The sequence below is a fragment of the Amycolatopsis sp. cg9 genome (assembly GCF_041346945.1).
Lineage (GTDB): Bacteria > Actinomycetota > Actinomycetes > Mycobacteriales > Pseudonocardiaceae > Amycolatopsis.
The window spans coordinates 4169053-4193546 of the sequence record NZ_CP166850.1; the positions used below are offsets into that span (position 1 = coordinate 4169053).

Annotated in this window: 19 protein-coding genes; 11 read left to right on the plus strand and 8 right to left on the minus strand. The window is 70.8% G+C overall.

The genetic code is table 11. The features are described 5' to 3' along the window. Position 1 precedes the first annotated feature (1 nt). Positions 2 to 1405 carry a family 2B encapsulin nanocompartment shell protein gene (locus AB5J73_RS20070; protein ID WP_370971207.1) on the minus strand — a complete coding sequence of 468 codons (1404 nt, stop codon included), beginning with the start codon at positions 1403 to 1405 and terminating at the stop codon, positions 2 to 4. A 409-nt stretch (positions 1406 to 1814) separates the two neighbouring features. Between AB5J73_RS20070 and AB5J73_RS20075 the strand changes: the two genes are divergently transcribed. The 3 genes from AB5J73_RS20075 (at position 1815) to AB5J73_RS20085 (ending at position 5519) form a co-directional block, all read left to right on the plus strand. Continuing rightward, complete coding sequence (locus AB5J73_RS20075) at positions 1815 to 2579, plus strand: hypothetical protein (protein ID WP_370971208.1); 765 nt, start codon at positions 1815 to 1817, stop codon at positions 2577 to 2579. Beyond that, positions 2576 to 3859, plus strand: a complete 1284-nt coding sequence (locus AB5J73_RS20080; protein WP_370971209.1) for a hypothetical protein — start codon at positions 2576 to 2578, stop codon at positions 3857 to 3859. The genes AB5J73_RS20075 and AB5J73_RS20080 overlap by 4 nt, the downstream gene beginning before the upstream one ends. Before the next feature lie 223 nt (positions 3860 to 4082). Continuing rightward, positions 4083 to 5519 carry an esterase-like activity of phytase family protein gene (locus AB5J73_RS20085; RefSeq protein WP_370973245.1) on the plus strand — a complete coding sequence of 479 codons (1437 nt, stop codon included), beginning with the start codon at positions 4083 to 4085 and terminating at the stop codon, positions 5517 to 5519. Here the strand turns inward: AB5J73_RS20085 and AB5J73_RS20090 are convergent. Continuing rightward, positions 5516 to 6532, minus strand: a complete 1017-nt coding sequence (locus AB5J73_RS20090) for an autoinducer 2 ABC transporter substrate-binding protein (RefSeq protein WP_370971210.1) — start codon at positions 6530 to 6532, stop codon at positions 5516 to 5518. The two genes, AB5J73_RS20085 and AB5J73_RS20090, sit on opposite strands and share 4 nt — an antisense overlap. Positions 6533 to 6712: 180 nt before the next feature. On the opposite strand from AB5J73_RS20090, the gene AB5J73_RS20095 reads away from it, so the two are divergent. From AB5J73_RS20095 to AB5J73_RS20105, 3 genes are all read left to right on the plus strand, one after another. Then, positions 6713 to 7081 (plus strand): hypothetical protein, encoded by a 369-nt coding sequence (locus AB5J73_RS20095; RefSeq protein ID WP_370971211.1) that lies wholly within the window; start codon positions 6713 to 6715, stop codon positions 7079 to 7081. Between the two features lie 49 nt (positions 7082 to 7130). Next, complete coding sequence (locus tag AB5J73_RS20100; protein WP_370971212.1) at positions 7131 to 7628, plus strand: DUF305 domain-containing protein; 498 nt, start codon at positions 7131 to 7133, stop codon at positions 7626 to 7628. A gap of 210 nt (positions 7629 to 7838) precedes the next feature. Further along, the gene (locus tag AB5J73_RS20105) at positions 7839 to 8294 is read left to right on the plus strand and encodes a DUF4396 domain-containing protein (RefSeq protein ID WP_370971213.1); all 456 of its coding nucleotides are present in this window, start codon (positions 7839 to 7841) and stop codon (positions 8292 to 8294) included. A gap of 39 nt (positions 8295 to 8333) precedes the next feature. On the opposite strand, the gene AB5J73_RS20110 is transcribed toward AB5J73_RS20105, so the two are convergent. From AB5J73_RS20110 to AB5J73_RS20120, 3 genes are all read right to left on the minus strand, one after another. Continuing rightward, complete coding sequence (locus AB5J73_RS20110; protein WP_370971214.1) at positions 8334 to 9563, minus strand: glucuronyl hydrolase; 1230 nt, start codon at positions 9561 to 9563, stop codon at positions 8334 to 8336. Between the two features lie 224 nt (positions 9564 to 9787). Then, positions 9788 to 11011 carry a hypothetical protein gene (locus AB5J73_RS20115; protein WP_370971215.1) on the minus strand — a complete coding sequence of 408 codons (1224 nt, stop codon included), beginning with the start codon at positions 11009 to 11011 and terminating at the stop codon, positions 9788 to 9790. Between the two features lie 87 nt (positions 11012 to 11098). Further along, positions 11099 to 14035 (minus strand): BTAD domain-containing putative transcriptional regulator, encoded by a 2937-nt coding sequence (locus AB5J73_RS20120; RefSeq protein ID WP_370971216.1) that lies wholly within the window; start codon positions 14033 to 14035, stop codon positions 11099 to 11101. 122 nt (positions 14036 to 14157) lie between these two features. Here AB5J73_RS20120 and AB5J73_RS20125 point away from each other — a divergent pair, with 122 nt between their 5' ends. From AB5J73_RS20125 to AB5J73_RS20140, 4 genes are all read left to right on the plus strand, one after another. Then, on the plus strand, positions 14158 to 14814 hold the full coding sequence (locus AB5J73_RS20125) for a hypothetical protein (protein WP_370971217.1): 657 nt from the start codon (positions 14158 to 14160) through the stop codon (positions 14812 to 14814). Between the two features lie 33 nt (positions 14815 to 14847). Next, positions 14848 to 16419, plus strand: coding sequence for an alkaline phosphatase (locus AB5J73_RS20130; protein ID WP_370971218.1), 1572 nt, complete (start codon positions 14848 to 14850; stop codon positions 16417 to 16419). Positions 16420 to 16443: 24 nt separating this feature from the next. After that, positions 16444 to 17070 (plus strand): TetR/AcrR family transcriptional regulator, encoded by a 627-nt coding sequence (locus AB5J73_RS20135; protein ID WP_370971219.1) that lies wholly within the window; start codon positions 16444 to 16446, stop codon positions 17068 to 17070. 235 nt (positions 17071 to 17305) lie between these two features. After that, the gene (locus AB5J73_RS20140) at positions 17306 to 18769 is read left to right on the plus strand and encodes a glycoside hydrolase family 28 protein (protein WP_370971220.1); all 1464 of its coding nucleotides are present in this window, start codon (positions 17306 to 17308) and stop codon (positions 18767 to 18769) included. A gap of 55 nt (positions 18770 to 18824) precedes the next feature. Here the strand turns inward: AB5J73_RS20140 and AB5J73_RS20145 are convergent, their stop codons facing one another. Continuing rightward, positions 18825 to 20009, minus strand: a complete 1185-nt coding sequence (locus AB5J73_RS20145; protein WP_370971221.1) for a glycoside hydrolase family 105 protein — start codon at positions 20007 to 20009, stop codon at positions 18825 to 18827. 345 nt (positions 20010 to 20354) lie between these two features. Between AB5J73_RS20145 and AB5J73_RS20150 the strand changes: the two genes are divergently transcribed. Beyond that, the gene (locus AB5J73_RS20150; protein ID WP_370971222.1) at positions 20355 to 22175 is read left to right on the plus strand and encodes an alpha-L-fucosidase; all 1821 of its coding nucleotides are present in this window, start codon (positions 20355 to 20357) and stop codon (positions 22173 to 22175) included. A gap of 1 nt (position 22176) precedes the next feature. Here AB5J73_RS20150 and AB5J73_RS20155 read toward each other — a convergent pair whose 3' ends face one another. Both AB5J73_RS20155 and AB5J73_RS20160 read right to left on the minus strand, forming a co-directional pair. Next, positions 22177 to 23382 (minus strand): hypothetical protein, encoded by a 1206-nt coding sequence (locus AB5J73_RS20155; protein WP_370971223.1) that lies wholly within the window; start codon positions 23380 to 23382, stop codon positions 22177 to 22179. A 48-nt stretch (positions 23383 to 23430) separates the two neighbouring features. Next, positions 23431 to 24474 (minus strand): hypothetical protein, encoded by a 1044-nt coding sequence (locus AB5J73_RS20160; RefSeq protein ID WP_370971224.1) that lies wholly within the window; start codon positions 24472 to 24474, stop codon positions 23431 to 23433. Between the last annotated feature and the right edge of the window lie 20 nt (positions 24475 to 24494).

Here is a 24494-nt window from a genome sequence, read left to right on the forward strand (position 1 = left end):
GTCAGTGTTCCCGGCCGAGTTCGACGCTTTCCAGCACGGCCAGGGCGTCGGGGACGAGGACGGCGGCGGAGTAGTAGGCGGAGACGAGGTAGGAGATGATGGCCTGGTCGTTGATGCCCATGAACCGGACGTTGAGGCCGGGCTGGTATTCGTCGGGCAGGCCGGTCTGGTGCAGGCCGATGACGCCTTGGGCTTGTTCGCCGGTGCGCATCAGCAGGATGGAGCTGGTGCGGGTGTCGGTGACGGGGATTTTGTTGCAGGGCAGGATCGGGACGCCGCGCCAGGCGGGGACCTGGTGCCCGGCGAGGTCGACGGAGTCGGGGTAGATGCCGGCTTTGGTGCATTCGCGGCCGAACGCGGCGATGGTGGTGGGGTGGGCGAGGAAGAAGCCGGGGTCTTTCCAGACGAGGGTGAGCAGTTCGTCGAGGTCATCAGGGGTGGGTGGGCCGGTGCGGGTGGGGATGCGCTGGGCGAAGTCGGCGTTGTGCAGGAGCCCGAAGTCGGTGTTGTTGACCAGTTCGTGTTCCTGGCGTTCGCGCAGGGCTTCGACGGTGAGGCGGAGTTGTTGTTCGATCTGGTTGTGGGGCTGGTTGTAGAGGTCGGCGACGCGGGAGTGCACGCGCAGGACGGTCTGGGCGACGGAGAGTTCGTATTCCCGCGGTTGGGTGTCGTAGTCGACGAAGGTGCCGGGGAGCTGGGGTTCGCCGTCGTGGCCGGAGGCGAGGGAGATCTCGGCTTCGCCGTGGTCGTTGCTGGCTGCGGAGCCGCGGGCCTGGTAGGCGTTGAGGTGGGTTTGGAGGGTGTCGGCGCGGGCGAGGACGTCGTCGAAGGCTGAGCGGGGGAGGGTGAGGACGGTGCAGGCGGTGACGGCTTTGGCGGTGAATTCCCAGATGCCGTCGGTGCGGGTGAGGGTGGTTTCGCCGAAGTGGTCGCCGTCGGCGAGGGTGGCGAGGGTGGTGTGGTCGCCGTAGGCGCCGGTGCCGATTTTGGTGATTTTGCCGTGGGCGATGAGGAAGACCTGGTCGGCGGGGGAGCCGAATTCGACGAGGGCGTCGCCGGGTTCGTAGTGGTGCTGGGTGAAGCGGGCGGCGAGTTCGGTGAGGACGTCTTCGTCGTCGTAGCCGCGCAGGGGGGCGAGTTCGCCGAGTTCGGGGGGGATGACGCGGACGGTGGCGCCGGTGGTGGTGAAGGTGACGCGGCCGTCGCCGACGGAGTAGGAGAGGCGGCGGTTGACGCGGTAGGAGCCGGCGGCGACGTCGGTCCAGGGGAGGGCTTTGAGGAGCCAGCGGGTGGAGATGCCTTGCATCTGGGGGACGGATTTGGTTGTGGTGGCCAGTGTGCGGGCGGCGGCCCGGCCGAGGCTCAGTGGTGCCTGTTCGGATTCCACCGGGTCGGTGACAGTCACAGCGAAAACCACCCATCCATTCGCGTCGGAGCGAAATTCGCACGGTCAAGCGAAAGTCGCGAAATCAACATAGCAACGGCGCGCCACCGCACAATGCCACGATCGGGTCACCGGGGTCGATTGACGTGGTCCGCTCCGCCATTCCGGACACCCGGCGGCGGGGGCTCGGTCACCCGGGGTGCTTGGCCGTCACCCGGTCGGGAAGTGCCCAGCTCATAAGGGGAACAGCTGGTTGCCGCGCGAAGCGACAACCACCGTCCGCGGGCCGGGAACTGGGCCGAACCGGCGAAAACGGCGGCCCGGGTGCGGCCACCCGGATGAATCGAACAATGTACGGTTGTCCGGCCGGAAACGGGTGACTAGCTTGGGCGATTCCGGTGGTGGAAACCCCGGTGGGGAAAGGACGTGGATGAACATCTTCGTGACCGGTGCGCTCTGGGTGGCCGGTGCGGCCTTGGTCGGAGGCCTGATCGCCTACCTGGTCCGCCGGTTCGGCTGGGACGAAGGCCGGCCCGACAACAACGACGCGGCGGGCCAGGTGTTCACCATCGTCGGCGGGCTGCACGCGGTGCTGGTCGCGTTCGTGCTCATCTCCCTGTTCGACTCGGTCGGCTCCGCGAGCCAGGACGCGCAGACCGAGGCCGACAGCCTGGTCGCGGCCACCTGGGCGGCCGACGCGCTCCCCGCCGAGACGAAGGACCGGGTGCACGAGCTCGCCGTGGCCTACGCGCGCACGGTCGAGGAGCAGGAGTGGCCGCGCCTGGCCGACGGCGGCGCGATCCCCACGACCGGCTGGACGCAGCTCGACCAGATGCGGCAGGCGGTCGCGGCCGCCGAGGTCGACGGCGACTGGGAGATCGACCGCAAGACCGAGGCGAGCAACCAGCTCTGGTCGGTCTACCAGGCCCGCCAGCAGCGGCTGGCCAACTCCGGCGGCGGCGGGGTCGGCGCGGTCGTCTGGTTCGCGCTGATCCTCGGCAGCCTGATCACCGCGATCCTGCTGCCCAACCTCTTCGGCGGCACCCGGCTGGCCGCGCACATCATCATCGTGTCCACCCTGGCCGGCACGATCACGTTGCTGCTCTTCGCGATCCACGAACTGCAGAACCCGTTCAGCGGCGGGGCGAAGGTGCCGCCGGAGGCGTTCACGACGGCGCTGGACCGGCTGGTTTGACCGGCCCGCGCGCCCGCTGGGCGGCGATGCTCGGCGTCGCCGCGGCGGTCTCGGCGCTGCTGGCGGCGACGGGCTGGCTCACGCCGTCCCGGCAGCCGGCGGCCCAGGCGCCGGACCGCTGCACCATCCTGCAGGCGGAGAACGAACGCGGCGGCGCCCCGACGACGTTGCGGCTGCTGGAACTGCCCGGTGGCGCCACGAAACGCCTTACCCAGGCGGGGTTCTGGATCAACGCGATGGGCTACTCCGCCGCGCAGGGCGTCGTCTACGGCGTCGCCGACGGCACCCGCCGCGGCCGCTACGACCACGGCGCGCACGCGGTCCGGATCGACGGCCAGGGCACCGTCACGGACCTGGGCGTGATCGGCCGCGCGGGCGCGACGCGTCCGGTGTGGAGCCTGGTCACCGGCGCCACCGCCGGTGCGATCGCCGGGAACCGCTGGTACGTCCGGCAGGACAGCGATCTGTACACAGTGGACATCAGCCCGGCGACCCAGGACTACCTGCGGGTGGTGCACCGGACGGCGCTGCGCCCGGTGTCGCTGGCCGTGGGTGTCGACGACTTCGCCTACGACCCGGTGGACGGGCTGCTCTACGGCATCTCGACGACGTCGCGCGGCGGCGGCTCGGTCGTCACGCTCGACCCGGCGACCGGGAAGGTGGCGCCGGTGCCCGGACTGCGGTTCCCCCAGGGCGGCGCGTACGGGTCGGTCGTGCTCGGGCCCGGCGCGATCTACGCGACGGCCAACCGCGACGGGCACCGCAGCGTCACCTACCGGCTGCCGCGCGACGGCTCGGGCCCGGCGGTCGAGGTCGCGACCGGGCCGGTGCTGGTGAGCGGCGACGCGGCCGGCTGCTTGACCGAAGCGCCACCGCCTCCGCCTCCGCCCCCGCCGCCCCCGCCGCCCCCGTCGACCTCGGCTTCCGAGCCGCCCCCGCCCCCGCCGCCGCCGCCGGCGTCGACGACACCGTCCCCGACGCCGACCACCCCGGCGCCGGAACCGCCGCCGCCGTCCCAGCCGCCACCGGTGGAACAACCCGCCGCCCCGGTTCCGACGCCGACCCCCACCCCGGTCCCGGTCGTCCAGGCCCGGGCGTCGACCCCGGCCCCGGCTCCGCCCCCGACGTCGTCACCGCACGCGCGGCCGACGGAGAAGCCGGAGCCGGTGGTCGAGGACACCGGGCGGCGGACCCAGGAGAAACGCCGCTGGGGACTGACCGCCCTGATCCTGGTGCTCGGCGGCGGAGCGGCGGCCGCGCACGGCCGGCGGCACCGTTAACGCCACGGCCTTCTCGAAGACGGCCGTTGTCCACTTCGGCCGCACAGACTCCTCCTCCGGCGCGATCCACGCGCCGGAGGAGGAGAAACCGGATGAAGCGGGTACGAATCGCCCTGGTGGCCGGGGTCTTGGCGCTGCCGCTCGTGGCGGCGGACCGGCCGCGGCCCACGACCACGGCCCGCGGGCGAAGGACGACCACTACCGCGTTCGCGCGGGGCAGCCGCTGCGGGGCGGGGTGCTCGGCAACGACCGGTCCGCCACGGCGGTGGTGCGGCACACGCCGGCCGCGCACGGCACGGTGTCGATCGGCGCCGACGGGACTTTCCGCTACACCCCGGCGCCCGGCTTCACCGGCCGGGATTCCTTCACCTACACCGTTTCCGACGCGGTGAAGCTCTACCCGACAGCCCTGCCGCCGCTGGCGACGATCGGCGGCGTCGAGATCAAGGGCGGCGCCTACGGCTCGGCGCTGACCCCGGTGCCCGGCTCCCGGGACGAGTTCTACGGCCTGACCGACCGCGGCCCCAACGTCGACGCGCCCGGCGGCGGCAAGATCGAGCCGCTGCCCGCGTTCACGCCCGCGATCGGCAAGTTCCGGCTACGCGCCGGGAAAGCCGTGCTGGAGCGGACGATCCCGCTGCGCGCCGCGGACGGCACGCCGTACAACGGCCAGGTCAGCCCGCTCGCCGACACGGGCGAGACCATCGTCGACCTCGCCGGGAACACCCTCCCGAAGTCGGCGGACGGCTACGACTCCGAAGGCCTCGCCATCCAGCGCGACGGCACGTTCTGGGTGTCCGACGAGTACGGCCCGTTCCTCACGCACTTCGGCCGCGACGGCCGCGCGCTCGAACGCCTTTCGCCGTACGACGGTTCGCTGCCGGGCGAGCTGAAGTACCGCGTCCCGAACAAGGGCATGGAAGGCCTCGCGCTCACCCCGGACGGCCGGACGCTGGTCGGCGTCATGCAGTCGGCGCTGCAGCAGCCGGACCTGACGAAGAAGCCGGGCAACGTGACCACGCTGCGGATCGTCACCGTCGACCTGCGGACCCGCGCCACGCACGAGTACCTCTACCTGCTCGACGACCCGGACACGACGGGCACCGCGGTCAGCGAGATCACCGCGCTGTCGGCGACGCGGTTCCTGGTGGACGAGCGCGACGGCAAGCCCGAGCCGGGTGCCTTCAAGAAGTTGTACGAGATCGACCTGACCGGCGCCACCGACGTCGGCCCGCGCGCCGCGGGCTACGACGCCGTCAAGGGCGGGGTGCTCGTCGGCGGCAAGAGCATCGACGCCTACGTCGGCAAGGACACCACGGCCCAGGCGACCGCCGACCTGGCCGCGGCCGGCCTCAAGCCGGTGGCCAAGAAGCTGTACCTGGACCTCGGCGCACTGGTGACCGGCCTGGACCCGAGCGGCGGCTTCTTCGGGCACGACAAGGTCGAGGGCGTCGCGACGACCGACGGCGGCCGCACCGTCGTGATCAGCAACGACAACGACTTCGGCATCGACGGCGTGACGAACGCGGCCCCGCCGTACGCGCTGCACCCGAAGACGCTGCCCGACGGCCGCCAGGACGACGGCGAGTACCTGGCCGTCGACACGACGAGGCTCCCGGCGGCCACCAGCACCGCGACGGTCACGATCGACGTGCGCTAGTACTTGAACTGGTCGACGTTGTCGGCGGTGATGAGCAGCGGATCGCCCAGCAGGACGGTCTTCGACGGCGCGTCGAACCGCACCGCCGGCAACTCCAGGCTCACCTTGTTGACGGTCTGGAGCGGCTTGCCGTCGGCGACCTGCTTCGCCGTCCACGCGGTGAGGTAGCCGAGCGACTCGACGTTCCACAGCACCGACTGCGAGCAGGAACCGTCGAGCAGGAACGGCTTGATCGCCTGCGGCGTCCCGACGCCGACGGTGAACACCTGGCCGATCTTCTCCGTGTCGCGCACCGCCTTCGCGACGCCCGGCGCCGACGTCGTGCACTCGCCGATCAGCCCGGTCAGGCCGGGGTGGCGGGCCATCAGCTCCTTGGCGAGGTTCGTCGCGGTGTCCTGGTCCTCGCCCGCGTACACGGTCTCGACGAGCTGGGCCTTCGGGTACTGCGTGGCCGCGTAGTCCTTCTGGACCGAGATCCACGTGTTGAGGTTGGCCGCGGCCGGGCCGCAGGAGACGATCGCGTACTGGCCGGTGCCGCCGGTCTTCTTCATCAGCGCGTCGACGAGCGCGGTGCCGATGCCCTTGGCGGTGGCCTGGTTGACGAACACCTCACGCTGCGTGCCCGGCGCGTCGGTGTCCGAGGTCAGCACGTGGATGCCCTTCGCCCTGGCCTCGCCGATCACCTGGGCGAGCGCGGCCGGGTCGTTGGGCGCCACGGCGATGACGTCGACCTTCTTCGCGATCAGCTCACGCAGGATGCTCACCTGGGCGGCCGGGTCGACGCTGCCCGGCGCGGTCGTGGACCACGTCACGCCCAGCTGCTTCGCCGCTTCCTGCCCGCCGGTGTCCATCGCTTCGAAGTACGGGATGCCGCCGATCTTCGGGACGAACGCGATCCGGGTCGGGGCCGGTGCGGGCGCGCTGCCCAGCTGGTCCGAGCAGCCCCCGAGCGCGAGCACCGCTCCCAGCGCCAGCGTCGCGACCAGCCGGAAGGTCTTCGTCGGCCCTCGCATCCCACCCATTCCTCACGACTTTCGGACGGTCTGCGCACGGTGGAGACCAAGGGCGAACGGTAGGGCCCCGGGTAACGGAGGTCAACGGGATGTGCGCAAAGGGTTACGGAAGTGAGTTCTGCTCCGGGGCGGACCGGCGGAAGATCGCCTGGCCGGCGGTATCGGCTACGCTGGGCGACGATGGCCCGTCCTTCCGTGCCCGCCCGCTGGCTCCTGCTGGCCGCCTTGGCGTTCGCCGTGGTGGCGATGCACCACGTCCCGGCGGCCCACGAGCCGGTCGCGATGACGGCGGCGACGTCGATGACGGCGGACCGCCACGCCGGAACCCCGGCGCCGGACCACGACGGCGGGCACTCCCCGCTCCACGACTGCCTCGCCGTGCTGACGGCGGTGGCGCTGCTGCTGCTCGCGGTGCTGCTGCTGCGGTACCGCTCCGCCGCCGTGGTGGTGGTCCGTCGGGTGCCGGGGGTGCCGTGGACCGCGCGCCCGCCGCCGGGCACCCGGGCCGGCCGGACCCTCCTCGCCGCTCACTGCGTTTTGCGGATCTGATCGGCGCGGCTTCGCCGTGCCCTTTTCCGTCAACTCAGTGAGGTAGGAAATGACCAGGAAGTTCCTGGCGGGCTTGCTGCTGCCCGCGCTCGTCCTGACCGGCTGCTCGACGCCGGTCACCCACAACGACGCGGACATCGCGTTCGCGCAGCAGATGATCCCGCACCACGAACAAGCCGTGCGGATGGCGGAGCCGGTGCCGCAGCACACCGGCAACCCGCAGGTGATCGCCCTCGCCGACGGCATCGCCAAAGCCCAGCAGCCGGAGATCGACCAGCTCGAGACGTGGCTGGGCGAGTGGGGTGCGTCGTCGATGCCGGGCATGGACCACGGTGCCATGCCGGGGATGGGGGAACTCGACACCCTCCGCGACGCGGCTTACGACCGGAAGTGGCTGCAGCTGATGGTCGAGCACCACCGCGGTGCGATCGACATGGCCCGCACCGAGCTCGCGCAGGGTGCCGACGGTGACGCGAAGGCGATGGCCCAGCGGATCGTCGACACCCAGCAGTCCGAGGTGGACCGGATGACCACCCTGCTCGGCTGACCCCAAGCGCCCCAATGTGGCGTTCGGTGCGTCCAGCGCACCGAACGCCACATTGGGTGCGTCCAGCGCGCCCAACGCCACATTGGGTGCGTCCAGCGCACCGAACGCCACATTGGGTGCGTCCAGCGCACCCAACGCCACATTGGGGTGCTCTGGCGGTGTGACGCGCGGAACGTGCGCTTGGTACCCCCCAGGGGTATAGTTACCGGCATGAACGAACAGCACGGGGCTTCGTGGGCGACGGCGATCCAGGCGACTCTGCACTGCCTGACCGGCTGCGCCATCGGTGAGGTGCTCGGCATGGTCCTGGGTACGGCGTTCGGCCTGCACAACGCGGCGACCGTCGTGCTGTCGATCGCGCTGGCCTTCGTCTTCGGCTACGGACTGACCATGCGGGGCGTCCTGAAGTCGGGGATGAACCTGCAGGCGGCGTTCAAGGTCGCGCTGGCCGCGGACACCGTGTCGATCGCCGTCATGGAACTGATCGACAACACCGTCGTGGTGGCGATTCCGGGGGCGATGGACGCGGGGCTGGCCAGCTTCCTGTTCTGGCTGGCCTTGGCGCTGTCGCTGGCGGTCGCGTTCGTCGTCACGGTGCCGGTGAACAAGTGGATGATCGGGCGCGGGCTCGGCCACGCCAAGGTGCACGCGCACCACCAGCACTGAAAAGCGCGTCCGGGGAGGTGGCGGCCTCCCCGGACGCCGCTACACGCTCGACAGGTCGACCGCGCGGTCGACCTTCCGCCGGTCCAGCACCCGCAGGATGCCTTCCAGCAGGTAGTAGTCGGCGTAGGGGAGGGACACCTCGACGCCGTCCTCGGCCGGGCGGTTGCGGGTGCAGCGGGCGACGCTCGCCTCGGCGCGGGCGGACTTCGTCGTCAGGCACGTCCGCGACACCGCCGTCAGGATCCGCAGCGCGCTTTCCCGGTACTGCGGGCGGTGCGTGAGCTCGGCCAGGTCCAGCAGGCCGCACGCCATGATCACGCCGGCGGAGGCGTCCTTGACGTCGTCGGGGGCCTGCGGGGCCAGGTAGTCCCACACCGGCACGTGGTCGGCGGTCAGCCGGGACAGCGCGTAGTCCGCGAGGCGGCGGGCCGTGGCCAGGAACTCCGCGTCGCCGGTGCGCCGGTGGATCGTGGTGAAGCCGTAGACCCCCCACGCCTGCCCGCGCGACCAGCACGACGCGGGGCTGTAGCCCTGCACGGTGTTCGGTCCGATCGGCGCGCCGGTGACCGGGTCGAAGTCGAAGACGTGCGGGGTCGAGCCGTCGGGGCGCGGGAAGTTCCGCTGCGCGGTCTTGGCGTGCGCGATCGCGATGTCGAGGTAGCGCGGGTCCCCGGTCTGCCGGCTCGCGAACGCCAGCAGGTCCAGGTTCATCATCGTGTCCATGATGACGCGGCCCGCGTTGTTCGGGTCGGTGAGCGCGCCCCAGGCGCGGATGAACTTCCCGGCCGGGTTGTAGCGCTTGATGAGCGACGACGCGGCCTGGATCGCGCCCGCGCGCCACTTCTCGTCGCCGGTGAGCCGCCACGCGGTCACCCAGGACGGGTAGAAGAGGAAACCGAGGTCGTGCGTGCCGGTGTCGTTCTGGCGCGGGGCGAGTTTCTCCGCGGACGCCAGCGCGAGGGTCTTGAATTGTTCCTCGCCGCTGTGCAGCCAGGCCAGCCACAACTGGCCGGGCCAGAATCCGCCGACCCAGTCGCCATTCTGCGAATAGGTCCATTTCTCGAACTTCGTGCCGACCGGGAACGCGGTGACGCCGGGGGCCACCGCGCGCAGCTTGGCCACCGCGTAATCGGCCGCCTGGCGGAGCGTCCGGTTCACCGTGGCCTGGTCGGAAGCTTCGGTCGTGGCAGCGAAAGCAGAGGTCGGACTGCTCGCGGCCACCGCGGCACCGGCCGCGGTGGTCAGCAGGGTTCTCCGGGAAACGCTCACAGGGGACCGCCATTCCGTGTGGGGAAAGTGCCCGGAATTTTTGCACGGGCACCCAGCCGTTGTACACCCGGCGGACCGGCATTCATGGTTGTGAATTGATGTCCCGGTGAGCGGAATGGCGGAGAAAAGGGCGAAGGCCCGGTGGGGGACACCGGGCCTTCGCTGTTATCGCGGGGGTGAGGGCAGTCAACCACGCGATGATCGAGGCTCGCTCGAGCCGCCGGTCAGCACTTCGGCGCCACCGGGAGGTCGGAGCCGGTCTGCAGGTAGGTGTCCGACACGTAGTGGCCGGGGCCGATGCGGTCCCAGATGTTGCTGGTGCCGAACTTGCCGGTGACGGTGTCGCCCTCGACGTAGCACTCGATGTTCACCTTGGCGTAGTTCGCCGCGAGGCCCTTGATGGCGGCCGAGGTGCTCGCGCTCGCCCGGACGTTCATCGGGTCGCCCGCGGTGCTGACCACGCCGGTCGGGCCGGAGCCGGTCCACAGGTAGGTGACGTTCACGTTGCCGTTGTCGGACATGCCGAGCCCGTCCCAGAAGACGCCGTCGGCGAGGTCGATGCCGGCCGGGTTCGCCACCTTGTAGCCGAGGCCGCTCTTGCCGCCGTTGTACCCGTTGTAGTACGCGGCGTACGCCTCGGGCTGGCCCTGCGGCAGGTCCTTGAACTTGGTCCGGACCGACGCCGGGTTCCAGTAGTCGTCCTGCTCGTTCCACGGGCCGATGTCCCACACCGGCGCGTACTCGCACTTGCTGCCGTCGGTGCGGCAGACGCGCACGGAGTAGGTGCCGGATCCCTTGCCGGACAAGCCCTTCCCGGACGGCAGCGCGACGAAGTGGTCGCGGCTGGTGATGACGTGGCCGTTCGCGGTCGTGCCGCCGATCAGGCCCTCGCGGGTGCCGTAGACCTTGTACGTCAGCGCGGCGGTTTCGGCCAGCGCGTTGACCTGCGGGGCGTTGTCGGCGCTGAGCTTCACGCTCTTCACCGAGGGCCGCACGCCGTCGGTGGTGCTGTGCAGGCTGATGCGTACCTGCACGGAGCTGACGGCGGTCTTCAGCGTGGTGCCCGCGGGCGTCCACTCGGTCCAGTCGTTCACGCCGGTCCGGCCGCGGACGTCGACGTCGATCGACGTGCCCTTCGGCGTGTCGGCGGTCAGCTCCGCGCTGACGCGGTTGGCGGCCGCGCCGAGCGCGTGCTCGGCGGTGGTGAGACTGCCTTCGCTGCCGGCGAAGACGCGGGCGGTTCTGTGCCACGCGGCGTCGGCCAGCGTCAGCGTTCCGCCGGCGGCGGCGACGTTGACGTCATCGGTGTCCACAGTGGACACATCAGCGGTCCAGCTCGCGCCGTCGGCCTTCGTGGCGGCCTGGGCGGGGGCTCCGGCCAGCGCCGTCACCGCCCCCGCGGCCAGAACCGCCGCGGTCACGCGGCCGGCCTTCCTGATCCGGATCATCCCCGGTTCTCCCTTCGCACCTGTTCACTCGAACGTGGCGAAAGACTGGCGGGACGGCGTACATGATCCGTACAAGCAGGATGTGCGTCAGGCCGAAACGATGTGCGGGGGTTCGGCGGGAGCCGCGGCGGTCGGGGCGGGGCGGGACGAGGACAGCTCGCGCCAGATCGCCAGCGCGCGGTCCGAGTAGTCCCGCGACCGCTCCGGCTGCGAAAGCGCCCGGTGCAGCTCGCCGAGCAGCTGCGAAACCTCCGCCTCCGACCGTCGGTCGCCGTTGCGGCGGTGCACCGACAGCGAATTCACCAGCAGCAGCTGCGCGTGCGCGAAGTCCCCGCTGTGCAGGCACAGCTCGCCCAGGTTCTGGTTGGCGTACCCGACGCAGTGGTCGTCGCCGAGGTCGGTGAAGATCGCGATCGCGCGGTCGACGTGCTCGCGGGCCGCCGCCAGGTTGCCCTGGTGCTGGAACAGCAGGCCCAGGCGCTTGAACGCGTGCGCCTCGCGGTGCCGGTCGCCGATCGCCGCCGACAGCTCGAGGGCGTCGGTGAACCAGCGCTTCGCCGCCGCGTAGCAGCCTCGGGACATCCAGACCGCGCCCGCGCCGATGCGGGCCACCGCTTCGCCGTGCGGGTCGTCCGCCTCCGCGAACAGCTTCAGCGCCTCGTGGCAGTGGTCGAGCGCGCGGTCGTCCTCGCCCTCGATGCGCAGGATCGTGGCGAGCCCGGTCAGCGCGATGCCGACGCCTTGCGCGTCGCCGACCCGCTCGAACAACGCCCGGGACTCCTCGAACGCCACCCGCGAACCGGCGTATTCGTCCTGGTAGAGCAGGTACTGCCCGAGGTTGCGCTGGACGATCGCCTCCGCGCGCAGCGAGCCCGTCCGGCGGGCCGCGGCCAGGGCGACCAGGTGCGTGCTGTGCCAGTCGTCCTGGTGGCCGCGCAGGTCGAAGTACGGCGTCAGCGCCGACGCCAGCTGCCAGGCCAGGTCGTCGAAGCCGTTCTCCGCGGCCAGGGAAACCGCCGCGACGCTGGTGTGGCGTTCGGCCGCGAACCACGCCGCCGGGTCGTCGGGCAGGACGTCCGCGGGCACCGCCGGGCGCGGGAGCTCGTCGTCGCAGTACATGCCGAAGAAGTGCAGCGGCATCCGGCGCGCGGCCTCCAAAGCCAGCGCCAGGTAGCCGGACAGGACCCGGCGCAGCGACGCACGCGTCTTCGCCACGTCGCTCTGCTCCGCCAGCTCGACGGCGTACACGCGCAGCAGGTCGTGGAGCCGGTACCGCGGCTGCCCCGCCGAATCGGACCCGACCAGCTCGACGAGGTGGCCGTCGACCAGCACGTCCAGCACGTCCTCGGCCTCGCCGCGGCCCAGCACGGCCGCGACCGCCCACGCCGGGAACTGCACCGGCCCGAGCAGCCCGAGCCCGCGGAACGCGGTGGCCGCCGACATCGGCAGCAGGTCGTAGGACAGCGTCACGCTCGCCCGGACGGCGAGGTCGCCGACGCGCAGTTCGTCGAGCCGCCGGCGCTCGTCGCGCAGCCGGTCGGCCAGCAGCCGCAACGTCCAGCCCGGCCGGTGCGTGAGCTTCGCGCCGGCCACCCGGATCGCCAGCGGCAGGTGCCCGCACTGGCGCAGGATCGCCGCCGCGCTTTCCGGCTCGGCGGCCACCCGCGCGGCGCCGACGATGCCCTGCAACAGCCGCGCGGCCTCGGCCTCGGGCAGCAGGTCGACGTCGACCGCCTGCGCGCCGGCCAGCCCGGGCAGCCGGATCCGGCTGGTCACCAGCACCGCGCACGCGCCGGCCCCGGGCAGCAGCGGCCGCACCTGGGCGGCGCTCCCGGCGTCGTCGAGCACGATGCACATCCGCCGCCCGGCCAGCCGCGACCGCAGCAGCGCCGACCGCTCGGCCGGTTCCCGCGGCAGGCCCGCGTCGGGGACGCCGAGCGCGTGCAGCAGTTCGGCGAGCACGCCCATCGGCGCCCGCGGCGACGACGACGTACCGGCCAAGTCGACGTGCAGCTGGCCGTCGGCGAACTCCTCGCGGGCCGCGTGCGCGACCCGGACGGCGACCGCGGACTTCCCGACCCCGGGCGCGCCCGAAAGCACGATCACGGCGGGGGCACCGGAGTCCGCCCGTTCCCGCATCAGGGCGGTGACTTCGCGGATCACGTCGTCGCGGCCGGTGAAGTCGGGCAGGTCGAGCGGCAGCTGGCAGACCGGGGCGACGTCGGCGGGGCGCGGGGCGACGACGCTCTCGGGCACCAGCGTCGCGCGCAGCTCGCGCAGCCGTGCGCCCGGTTCGGCGCCGAGCTCTTCGCGCAGGACGCGCTCGGCCGACTCGTACGCTTCGATCGCGTCCGCGGTCCGGCCTCCGGCCCGCAGCGCGACGATCAGCTGCGCCCAGAGCTCTTCGCGCAGCGGGTGCTCGGTGACCAGGCCCCGCAGCTCGGCGACGGCCTCGCCGCAGCGGCCGAGGCCGATCCGCGCGCGCAGGCGCTGTTCCTGCACCGAAAGCCGGAGTTCGGCGAGCCGGGCGACGGTCGCGCCCCAGCTGTGGTCGTGCGGGAGTCCTTCGAGGACTTCGCCGCGCCACAGCGCGTCGGCCCGGTCGAGGAGTTTGAGAGCGCTCTCGGCGCGGTCGTGATCGAGCTCCTCCTGCGCTTCGCCCGCCAACGCGGCGAAGGCGAGGTGGTCCAGTTCGGCCGGGGACGCCGTCAGCAGGTAGCCGGACGCCCGGCTGCTGATCCGCTCGCCGAGGCCGGGGTCGATTTCGGCGAAGCGTCTTCGCAGCGAATGGACGTACGTGCGGATGTTCGCCGCCGCCGACCGGGGCGCCGATTCCGGCCACAGCACCTCGACCAGCACGTCGGTGGACACGACGACGTTCGGTTGCAGCGCCAGCGCGGCCAGCAGCAGCCGGGGCTTCGGCCCGCCCAGCGCGATCACCCGCCCGGCGGCGGTGACCTCCAGCGGGCCGAGGACGCGGATGGTCAGCGAGGTGGTCTCAACCTGCCCGATGAGTTCCCCCATGACCGGATGCTATGACCGCTCCGACCTCGGGCGATAGATCCATTCGGAGTGTCTGTGCGCGCGCGTGCGCGCGAGACCGGGCTTTGTACGAGACGTGTACGGGCCGCGGTCACGCTCCCGCCATGAAGCGTTTGAACCTCCGGCGTATCGCCGGACTCGGGGTGATCGTGGCGGCGGTCGGCGCGCTCGCGGTCGGTGGCGCGCTCGAGGCGTCCGCCGCGGCGAGCGGGACCGTGAAGACCGCCGGTGACCCGCTCAACGTCCGCCGGGCGCCGACCGCGAGCGCCACGGCCGTCAAGACCGTCGCGAACGGCGCGACCGTCGCCATCGACTGCCAGGTCACCGGGTCCTCGGTGACCGGGACCTACGGCACCAGCACGCTCTGGGACTACGTGCCCGCCCTCGGCGGGTACATCTCGGACACCTACGTCTACACCGGTTCGGACACGCGGATCGCGCCGGACTGCGGGGTCGGCACGGGCAGCGCCCAGTGCGCCGACGCCTGCGCCGGCGAGGGGCAGTACCGCTCGTCCGACTCGCACTTCCTGGTCTACGACACGAACGCCGACGGCTACTCGGCCGTGGTCGCCTACTGGCTCAAGGGCGGCGCCGGGCCGTTCTACGTCTGGAACTCCGGTGGCGAGGGCACGAAGGTCGACAAGGCCGTCTCCGTCCCGCACGGCGGCTGGGTCTTCTACAAGGTCTGCGTCGCCAACTACACGACCGGCAAGCCGGACCTGAAGTCCTGCAGCGACGGCCTCACCGACTTCGCGGCCTGACCGCGTCCACCTCGAGAGAAAGGGCTTTCCACCATGGGTCAGGTCAACCGGCGCAAGGTGCTCCTCGGCGGGCTCGCCGCGGTCACCGCCACCGCGGCTTCGGCGGCGCTGCCGTCGTGGGCGAACGCCCGCACCACGGCCGCCGCCCCCACCATCCACGACCCCTTCCAGCTCGGCGTCGCCTCCGGCGATCCGCTCCCCGACAGCGTGGTGCTGTGGACGAGACTCGCGCCGGCCCCGCTCAACCCGGACGGCTTCGGCGGCATGCCCGACGCCACCTACGCGGTGCAGTGGGAAATCGCGAACGACGAGGCGTTCACCTCGATCGTGCAGAGCGGGTCCGCGGACGCCGTCCGCGCGGCCGCGCACAGCGTCCACATCGAACCCGTCGGCCTGCAGCCGGCGCGGGAGTACTTCTACCGCTTCAAGACCGGCGGCTACATCTCGCCGGTCGGCCGCACGCGCACCGCGCCCGCCGCCGGGGCCGCGGTCAACCAGCTCAAGTACTGCTTCAGCTCCTGCCAGCACTGGGAGGAGGGCTACTACCACGCGTACAAGGGGATCGTGGCCGACGACCCGGACCTGGTGCTGTTCCTCGGCGACTACATCTACGAGAAGAAGTCGGGCCGCGCCGCCGCGGAACGCAACCCGCGCAGCCTGGCCTTCACCGAGGACGTGACGACGCTCGCGCAGTACCGCGCCCGCCACGCCCAGCACAAGACCGACGCCGACCTGCAGGCCGCGCACGCCATCGCGCCGTGGATCGTGGTGTTCGACGACCACGAGGTGATGAACAACTGGAACGGCACCACGTCGCCGGCGTCGGCCACGCGCAAGGCCAACGGTTTCCAGGCCTTTTACGAGAACACCCCGATCCGCTCGACGGCCAAGCCGAACGGCTCGTCGATCCAGCTGTACCGCCAGTTCGTCTGGGGCAACCTCGCCCGGTTCCACATGCTCGACACGCGCCAGTACCGCAGCGCGCAGGTGGCCGACCCGTCGGGTGACACGGGCCCGGCGTGCACGGACATGCGCAGCACCTCGCGCAGCATCCTCGGCAGCACCGAGGAAGCGTGGCTGCTCAAGCAGTTCGAGTCGCACCCGACGACCTGGGACTTCCTCGGCCAGCAGGTCTTCTTCGCCACGCGGGACGGCGACGGCAACAAGGCCACCTGCGAGAGCCCCGACTCCTGGCAGGGCTACGAGGCCTCCCGCAACCGGATCCAGCAGGGCTGGGTCGACCGGAAGGTCGCCAACCCGGTCGTGCTCACCGGCGACGTCCACCGGCACTGGGCCGCCGACCTGCGCCTGGACTACTTCGACCACAGCGACCCGGTCATCGGCTCCGAGCTGGTCACGACGTCGGTCACGAGCAACAGCGACACCGCGACGGCGCCCAGCGCGACCTGGTACGCGAACAACCCGCACGTCAAGTACTGCAAGGGCGAGCGCGGCTACGTCCGCGTCACGACGACCCCCACGCAGACGCGAGCGGATTTCATGACCACGTCGGACACCAGCGTCTACGACCCGGCCGCGGTCGTGATCAAGAACGACCGCAGCTACGTAGTGCAAGCGGGCAAGCCCGGCCTCCAGCAGGTGTGACCCCAGAGCGCTACGCTGCGTGATGTGAACGACGAACTGGGTCTGCGTGAGCGCAAGAAGCTGCGCACGCGGACGGCGATCTCGGCGGCGGCGATCCGGCTCTTCCTGGAGCGCGGGTTCGACGCCGTCGGGGTCGCCGAAGTGGCGAGCGCGGCCGAGGTGTCCAAGCGGACGCTCTTCGCCTACTTCCCGACCAAAGAGGACCTGGTGCTGCACCGGTTCGCCGACCACGAGACCGACGCGGCGGACGTCGTCCGCGCGCGCCGGCCCGGCCAGGGCCCGCTCGAAGCGCTGCGGGAGGCGTTCCTGCGCGGGCTCGACGAGCGCGAACCGGTGACCGGGCTGTGCGACGAGCCCAGCGTGCTCGCGGTGTTCCGGCTGGTCACGAGCACCCCGTCGCTGGTGGCCCGGCTGGCCGGGTTCACCTCCGCGGGGGAGGCGGCGCTGGCCGCGGAGCTCGGGAAGGCCGGCGTCCCGGTGCTCGACGCGGGCCTCGCGGCCGCGCAGATCTCGGCGGTCCGCCGGACCCTGGCCACGGCCAACATGGACGCGGTCGCGGCCGGTGTCCCGGCGCGACAGCGCTTTCCCGCGGCCGTCGCCGCCGCCGAACGGGCGTTCACCCTGCTGTCGTCCGGAGTAGGGTTCGCCTGAGCACCGCGCGCTCGTGCGGGATTCCCGGTGTGACCGTGAAATTCGCACGGTATCACCGGGCCCGCCGAAGGTAGACTGCGGAAATCCCGACAGGACCCCGGGGGACCCGCGTCCGACTGGGGGTGGCGCGGGTCCCCCGAGCCTGCCGATCTTGACAGTCCGTTCGCGCCACTCGTAATCTGGTTTCTCCGCCGTCATGCCGAATTTCCCGATTCCATGACAAGGCGGTCTCACGGTGAAAAGATCTTTGCTGCTCAGTTTGGCGGTGGCCGGGCTGGTGGTGGCCGGTACCGGAATCTCCGCGGCGGCGCCCGGCGGCGTCTACGACGTGAAGGACTACGGCGCCAAGGGCAACGGTTCCGCCAACGATTCTTCCGCCATCGACAAGGCGATCACGGCGGCCGGCGCCGCGGGCGGCGGCACCGTCCGGTTCACTTCGGGTACCTACAAGTCCGCGAACACGGTGCACCTCAAGAGCAACGTGACGATCCAGCTCGACGCGGGCGCGACGATCACCGGGTCCGGTTCGGACACCTACGACAAGCCCGAATCGAACCCGTGGGACGACTACCAGGACTACGGCCACAGCCACTTCCACAACGCGATGTTCACCGGCGACAAGCTGACGAACATCGGCTTCACCGGCGCGGGCACGATCGACGGCGGCGGCAACCTGATCACCGGCAACCCGAAATCCGGTGAGGCCGACAAGATCCTGTCGCTCACCCGGTGTGACGGGCTGACGTTGTCCGGCATCAAGCTGCGCCGCGGCGGGCACTTCGCGGCGCTGATCAACGGGTGCACGAACGTCGTTTCCGACCACCTGACGATCGACACGGCGAGCGACCGCGACGGCTGGAACATCATCAGCACCACGAACGTCACGATCACCAACGCCAGCATCGCGGCCAACGACGACGCGCTCGTGTTCAAGAGCGATTACGCGCTCGGCGCGAAACTGCCGAACGGGAACGTCACGGTGACCGGCGCGAAACTCTCGGCGGTGTGCTGCAACGCGCTGATGTTCGGGTCCGAGACGTGCGGTGACTTCACCGGCTACCACTTCTCGGACATCGCGATCACCGGCGCGCACAAATCGGGGATCGGGATCGTTTCGATGGACGGCGCGAAGATCTCCGACGTCCACTACCGCGACATCACGATGTCGGGCACGTATTCGCCGGTCATGATGAAGATCGGGACCCGCAAGCGGTGCGGGAACGACCCCGGCGTCGGCTCGATCAGCGGGATCACGTTCGACAACGTCACCGGCACGCACACCGGCAGCAACTTCAGCCCGACGATCTGGGGCGCGGACAGCGGTCACCGCGTCTCCGACGTCACCTTCACCGGCGTGAAGCTGTCGGTACCGGGTGGCAACGGCACCATGGGCACCGGCGTCCCGAGCAACAACGCGACGGACTACAACCCGAAGAGCATCGGCACCCGCCCGTCCTACGGCTGGTACCTGCACTACGCCGCCGGCATCCGGTTCGTGGACAGCTCGGTGGAGTTCGCGAAGGACGACGGCCGCCCGGCGAGCATCGTCAACAACAGCACCGGCATCACGTTCGAGCGGTTCACGGCGGAGAAGGGCACCAAGAGCCCGTACGACATCGGCTTCCAGTCGGTGACGGGCTACTGCGTCAAGGACTCGGCGCTGCGCGTGAACGCGACGGGGTCCACTTCGGACTGCTGACGCCAGAGGGGCCCCGGCCGGAAAGCCGGGGCCCCTCCTGCGGCGCGCCTCGTGGTCAGTGGTGGAACTGCTCGTTCATGATCAGGAACGCGCCCAGGCCGTGGAAGTCGTTCGTCCTGCGGGCCCGGGCGTAGTAGTAGGACAGGTCGCCGACGTTGGTGCCCTCGCAGATGTCGGAGATGTTCGTGAGGCCGTCGGAGCCGAGGGAGATCTTCTTCAGCACGCCGGCGTAGCCCTTGTCGGCGACCGCCTGGTACGACGAAGGCAGGTAGCCGCGCTGGACGCCGCGGGCGATCGTGAACGTGTACATCGACGACGCCGACGTCTCCAGCCAGTTCTTCGCGTCGCCGCCGCGGTCGACGACCTGGTACCAGCGGCCGGTGGCCGGGTCCTGGTACCGCTGGTAGCCCGCGGCCAGGAACCGCACGACCTCGATCAGCGCCGCCCGCCGCGGGTGGTCCGCCGGCAGCACCTCGAGGATGTCGATGGTGGCCATGCCGAACCAGCCGATCGCGCGGGCCCAGTGGTACTTCGAGTGGTGCCCGGTCCCGGTCGCCCACGACTCGGAGCCGTCTTCGTCGTAGGCGTGGTACAGCAGCCCCTTCGCCGGTTCGCGGAGGTGGCTGAAGTACACGGCGATGTTCTTCGCCGCTTCCTCGAAGCAGTACGCGCCGTCGTCGAACGCGGCGCCGTAGAGCGCGAGGAACGGCTGGGCCATGTACACGCCGTCGCCCCACAGCTGGCCGACCTTGCTCGTGGCGTGGAACATGCCGCCGTCGGACGTGCGGGGGTAGGCCGGGAACCGCTTGCGCAGCTGGTCGGCCGCCGTCTTGTACTTCTTGCGGCCGGTTTCGGCGTGCAGCAGCGGCAGCAGCTGGCACGAGCGCATCGAGTCGAGGTTGGTGAAGCTGTTGGAGATCCCGCTGTCGGTGATGAAGCGGTCGTACCAGGCGACGATGTAGTCGAGGTACTTCCGTTCGCCGGTGCGCTTGAAGAAGAGGTACTGGCCGTAGAGGTACAGGCCGAGGGTGTAGCCCCAGCCGCCGATCTTGTCCGGGGTGTAGCGCGTCATCGTCGAGTCGATGACCGCGCGCGACCAGTCCGGCGGCGCGGCCCCGCCGATCGGGGGAAGCCGGTCGGCCGCCCGCGCGCCGGGCCCCGCCGCGGCGAGGGCACCGAGCGCGCCGAGGGTGCCGGCCAGGACCGCGCGCCGGGTCGGGCGAAGGGGGTGCTCGGACATGCGTCGTCCCTTTCGTGCACTGGCCCCGCGACGCGGGTGTGCCGTGAGGGGCACCTCCACGGCCGTCAAGTCCGTGGAAGCACCCCTCACGGCGAAGAGGTGGCCGGGATGCCGATCCGCCGTCCGTCGGCATCCCGGCCGGCTCTGGGGCGCGGCGTGCTACCCGTTTCGCCGGAGCGGTGGTCGGGGAGCGAAAGCGCTTCCCACGGAGAACATCTACTCGCCTCACGACCGGCCGGTCAAGAGAGATCCGATCTCTCGTGTCATATATCAGATATTTAACTCGGATGGCGGGCGTTCGGTGTACCGGTGGCCGAAACGCGTGCCAAAGGTCGGATCAGAGCCTTGACTGAGGCCGCGCGGCAGGAGTACCACTCCGGGTGGACCAGACCACTGGAGGTCGTGATGTTCCTGCGTCGCTTGGGTGTCGTGTGCGCCGCACTGCTGGCGGTGGCCGGGCTGGTCGCCGCGCCGGCGTCCGCCGATCTGCAGAAGCCGTCCCAGCAGTGGCTGCGGGACAGCCAGGCGGGCCTGTTCCTGCACTGGGGCATGCGCACCTCGCCCGGCTACACCAGTTGCAGCGCCTGGGAGAAGGCGATCACCGACGGCGGGTGGAGTCCCGCTTACTGGGTCACCGAAGCGAAGAAGCTGCACGCGTCGTACCTGGTGCTGGCCTCCTTCCACAGCCGCCTCGGCTACTCGCGGGCCTGGCCGTCGAAGATCCCCGGCAGCTGCAGCACCAAGCGCGACTTCCTCGGCGAGCTGGTCGCCGCGGCGAAGGCCGACGGGCTCAAGGTCATCCTCTACATGACCAACGACGCCCAGTGGCACGACGAAGGCGGCCACGAGTGGCTCGACTCGGCAGGCTACTCGAAGTACAAGGGCAAGACGGTCGACCTCGACAGCCAGGACGGCTTCGGCCAGTTCAGCTACGACAACTTCTTCGAGGTCATGAAGAACTACCCCGATCTCGGCGGGTTCTGGATCGACAACGACAACGCCTACTGGGAGTCCCACGACCTGTACCGGCAGATCTACCAGCAGCGCCCGGACTACCTGCTGAGCAACAACAACGAAGACTCGCCGATCATGGACACGATCAGCAACGAGCAGAAGACCGGCATGACCCCGTCGTACGACTACCCGCAGGCGACGTACACGGCGATGCCGCGGCTGACGGAGGCGTGCTTCAAGCTGCCCGACACCGGCTCGTGGTGGTACGGCGGCTCGAACCCGCCGGTGAACAAGGCGCTCAACCTCGGCCGGCTGGTGACGAACTCCGGTTCGTCGATCAAGTCCCTGATGGCCGAGACGGCGATGGTGAACGGCAGGTTCCCGTCGAACCAGGAAGCGTTCAACACCTTCGCCGCGGGCTACCTCGGCCCGATCGCGGAATCCCTCGACGGCACCGAGGGCGCAGGGTACCTGTACGGCGGCATGCAGCCCGGCTTCTGGAACGACGGCGCGCACGGCGTCATCACCATCCGCGGCGCGACGCAGTACGTGCACGTGCTGACCAAGCCGTCGGGGAGCACCCTGAAGATCCGCGACAACGGCTACCGCGTCTCCCGCGTCACGAACCTCCGCACCGGCTCGGCCATCGCTTTCAGCCAGGGGAACGGCAGCCTGACGCTGACCGGGCTGTCGGGCTGGGACCCCTACGACACGGTGTTCGAGGTCGGAACGACGGGCCGCACCGGGAGCTACGACCCGCACACCGTGACGGTCAAGGCGAGTGCTTCCGCGAGTGACCACAGTGGACAGTCCGCGAGCGACGGCGACTACCTGACGTACTTCGACAACGGCAAGACGCTCCCGGTCGACCTCGACTACGACCTCGGGTCGGCGAAACCGGTCCAGTACCTCGGCCTCAACCAGCGCGAGGACTCGGTGAGCTACGCCCGCTCGGACACCGAGCAGTCGGCGCGGATCAAGGGCTACCAGGTGTTCGTGTCGGCCGACGGCAAGAACTGGGGGAGCGCGGTGAAGTCCGGAACCCTCCCGAGCCACCGCGGCGTCCAGTTCATCGACCTGACGGCGGTGACGACGAGGTACGTCCGCCTGCGGGTGACGAGCACGTACGCGGCCTCGAGCGACAGCACCCGCTACAAGCGGCTGCGCATCGACGAAACCTGGGTCGGCTCGGCCTACGCGACCGCGGGCTGAGCTACAGAACCCTCTCCAGGACGTCCGGCCCGGTCGCCCGCGCGATGGCCGCGCCGAGGGTCCGGTGCAGGTCACCGGAGTCGGGAGTCGCGAAGTAGTGCGGCATGTCGGCCCGGTCGAGCGCCGCCGCGGCCGGTCCGATGCCGAGCAGGTAGGGCGAGTAGAGGATCAAGGAGTGCGCCCCGGGATCGGCGCAGAGCGCGGCCATCCCGGGGAACTCGGCCGCTTGGTGGACCTCGAAGCGTTCGGTGTCCGCGGCGTAGCGCTCTTTGAACCGGGCGAACTTCGCCAGTGACTCCTTCGTCTTGGGGCCCAGCGCTTCACCGCGCAGCCGCGAGAAGATCGCCGTCGCCTCACCGGCCGGGTCGAGCAGGACGCAGCGGTAGGTGCCCCCGCGCCGAAGGAACTCGAGCACCGCGTCCCGGTAGACGGCGGGCCGGTCGGTGGTGGTGAGCCGGTTCGCGCAGGAGTTGAGCGTGGTGCCCAGGTCCAGCACTTCGCGGGTGGCGGCGCTGACCAGCTGCGCCTTTTCGTGCTGGCTCGGGCGGCGGGGGTAGGCGTGCACGCGGACGTCGCCGGGCAGCCCGGTGGCGCGCAGCCAGGCCCGCTTGCCCGGTTCCGCGTCGCCGTCGGTCGGCATGAGGTAGATGTCCTGCTCTTCGAACTCACCGACCCACTCGAGCCGGCCGGCGAACGGGCCGGCCACCCGGTGGACCGCCCCGGACACCGCCAGCCGGTCCGGTGGCACCGCTTCCTCGAGGTGCGCCGCGAAGTTGATGTGCGGCGAATGGATCGAAGCCGACCGTTCGCCGGGGAGCCGCACGGGTCCCTTGTGCACGGCCAGCCGGAGCCGCAATTCGCCGGCGAACTCCGCGTCGGCGAGCTCCTCCCGCAGCCGCGGCACGTCTTCGTTCAGGATCGAGTGGCCGACGCTGAGCGCGACGTCCCGCGCGACGCTCTCGTTGTCGTCGTGCAGGATGAAGAAACCGCCGTCCCCGCGCCAGCTCCACAGTTCGGCCCGGGCGCACCCCATGGCCCGCGCGGCCATCTCGACCCGGGCGACCAGCCGCTCGCGCAGCAGGTCGAACGCGTGCGCGGCGCGGTCACGGGGATTGCGGCCGACGATGCTCGAATACCCCGCGGCGTCGAGGAACAGGACGTACACGTCGTCGTAGGTCACGTCGGCCTCGAACGAGTGGGCGCCCATGGTCCCCAGCACACCACAGATCCCGCGCGGTGTCTCGCGTTCCGCCGATCAGCCTTCGCCGGGTACCCGGCTCGGGATCACGAAGCTGGGCGGGATGTAGTCGCTCTCCAGGAACTCGAGGACGGTGTGCATCGCCAAGAGGGTGGCGAGGTACTGGTAGGAAGAATCCTTTTCCTCGTCCCCGAAATCGGCGATGCCCCGGGCGATGATCCAATCCATGTCCCGGCAGGCGAAGGCGAAACCGTACGATTCCTGGTCACCGAGGAGGATGTGCTGGTTGGCCTCGTGGAGTTTGGCCAGCCGCTCGCCGTCGCGGAGCAGCTTGTCGCCGGAGGCGACGGCGTCCGACAGCACCGAGACCCGGGGCCGGAAGTCCGGCGGCAGGTCCGGCGGGCGGTCCTCGGCCGGCAGCTCGGCGATCGCGGTCGCGAGCCTCTCCCGCAGCCGCGAGCCCGCGGGGTCGAACCGCGTGAGCTGCATGTTCATCTGACCGCGGCTGGCGACCGCCGGCCGCGGCTCGAAGCGGTCGGGCGTCAACCGGCCCGGCTCGTACCACCAGACCGTGCGCGGGAGGTAGACGTCGGCCCGCCGGGTCTGGCCGGCCAGGCCGGCGGCCATCCCGACGAGGATCCACACGCTCGCCCGGTAGAAGGCGGAGATCTCGTCGACGGCCTGCTGGGCGTGCAGGTTGTACGGCTCGCCGATCGTCGTCACCGCGACGGCCAGGCGGCCCGGCGGGTCGGCGAGCCCGGCCGCGGTGAGCGGGATCCCGGCGCGGTAGAAGGGCCGGCCGCTGGACAGGACGTCCGGCGGGCTGTCGATCCGCAGCGCCGCCCGGGCCGCCTTGAACTCGATCGGTTGCACGGTGAGGATCATGACGTCGACGTCGCGCACCTGCTCGGCCGGCGCCGGGCGGCTGCGCCGCGCCGGGCTGCCCGCCATCGGCGGGAGGAACGACTCGACCACGGCGACGTCGAACTCGGCTCTGTCCCGCTCCGGCAGCGGCTTCGCCCGGTTCGCGTAGTCGCGCACCATCAGGGTGCGCCGGAACACGTCGTCTTCCCGGTTGAGGTAGTGGGCGATCGACGCCATCGACTCCTCGGGGCGCTCGC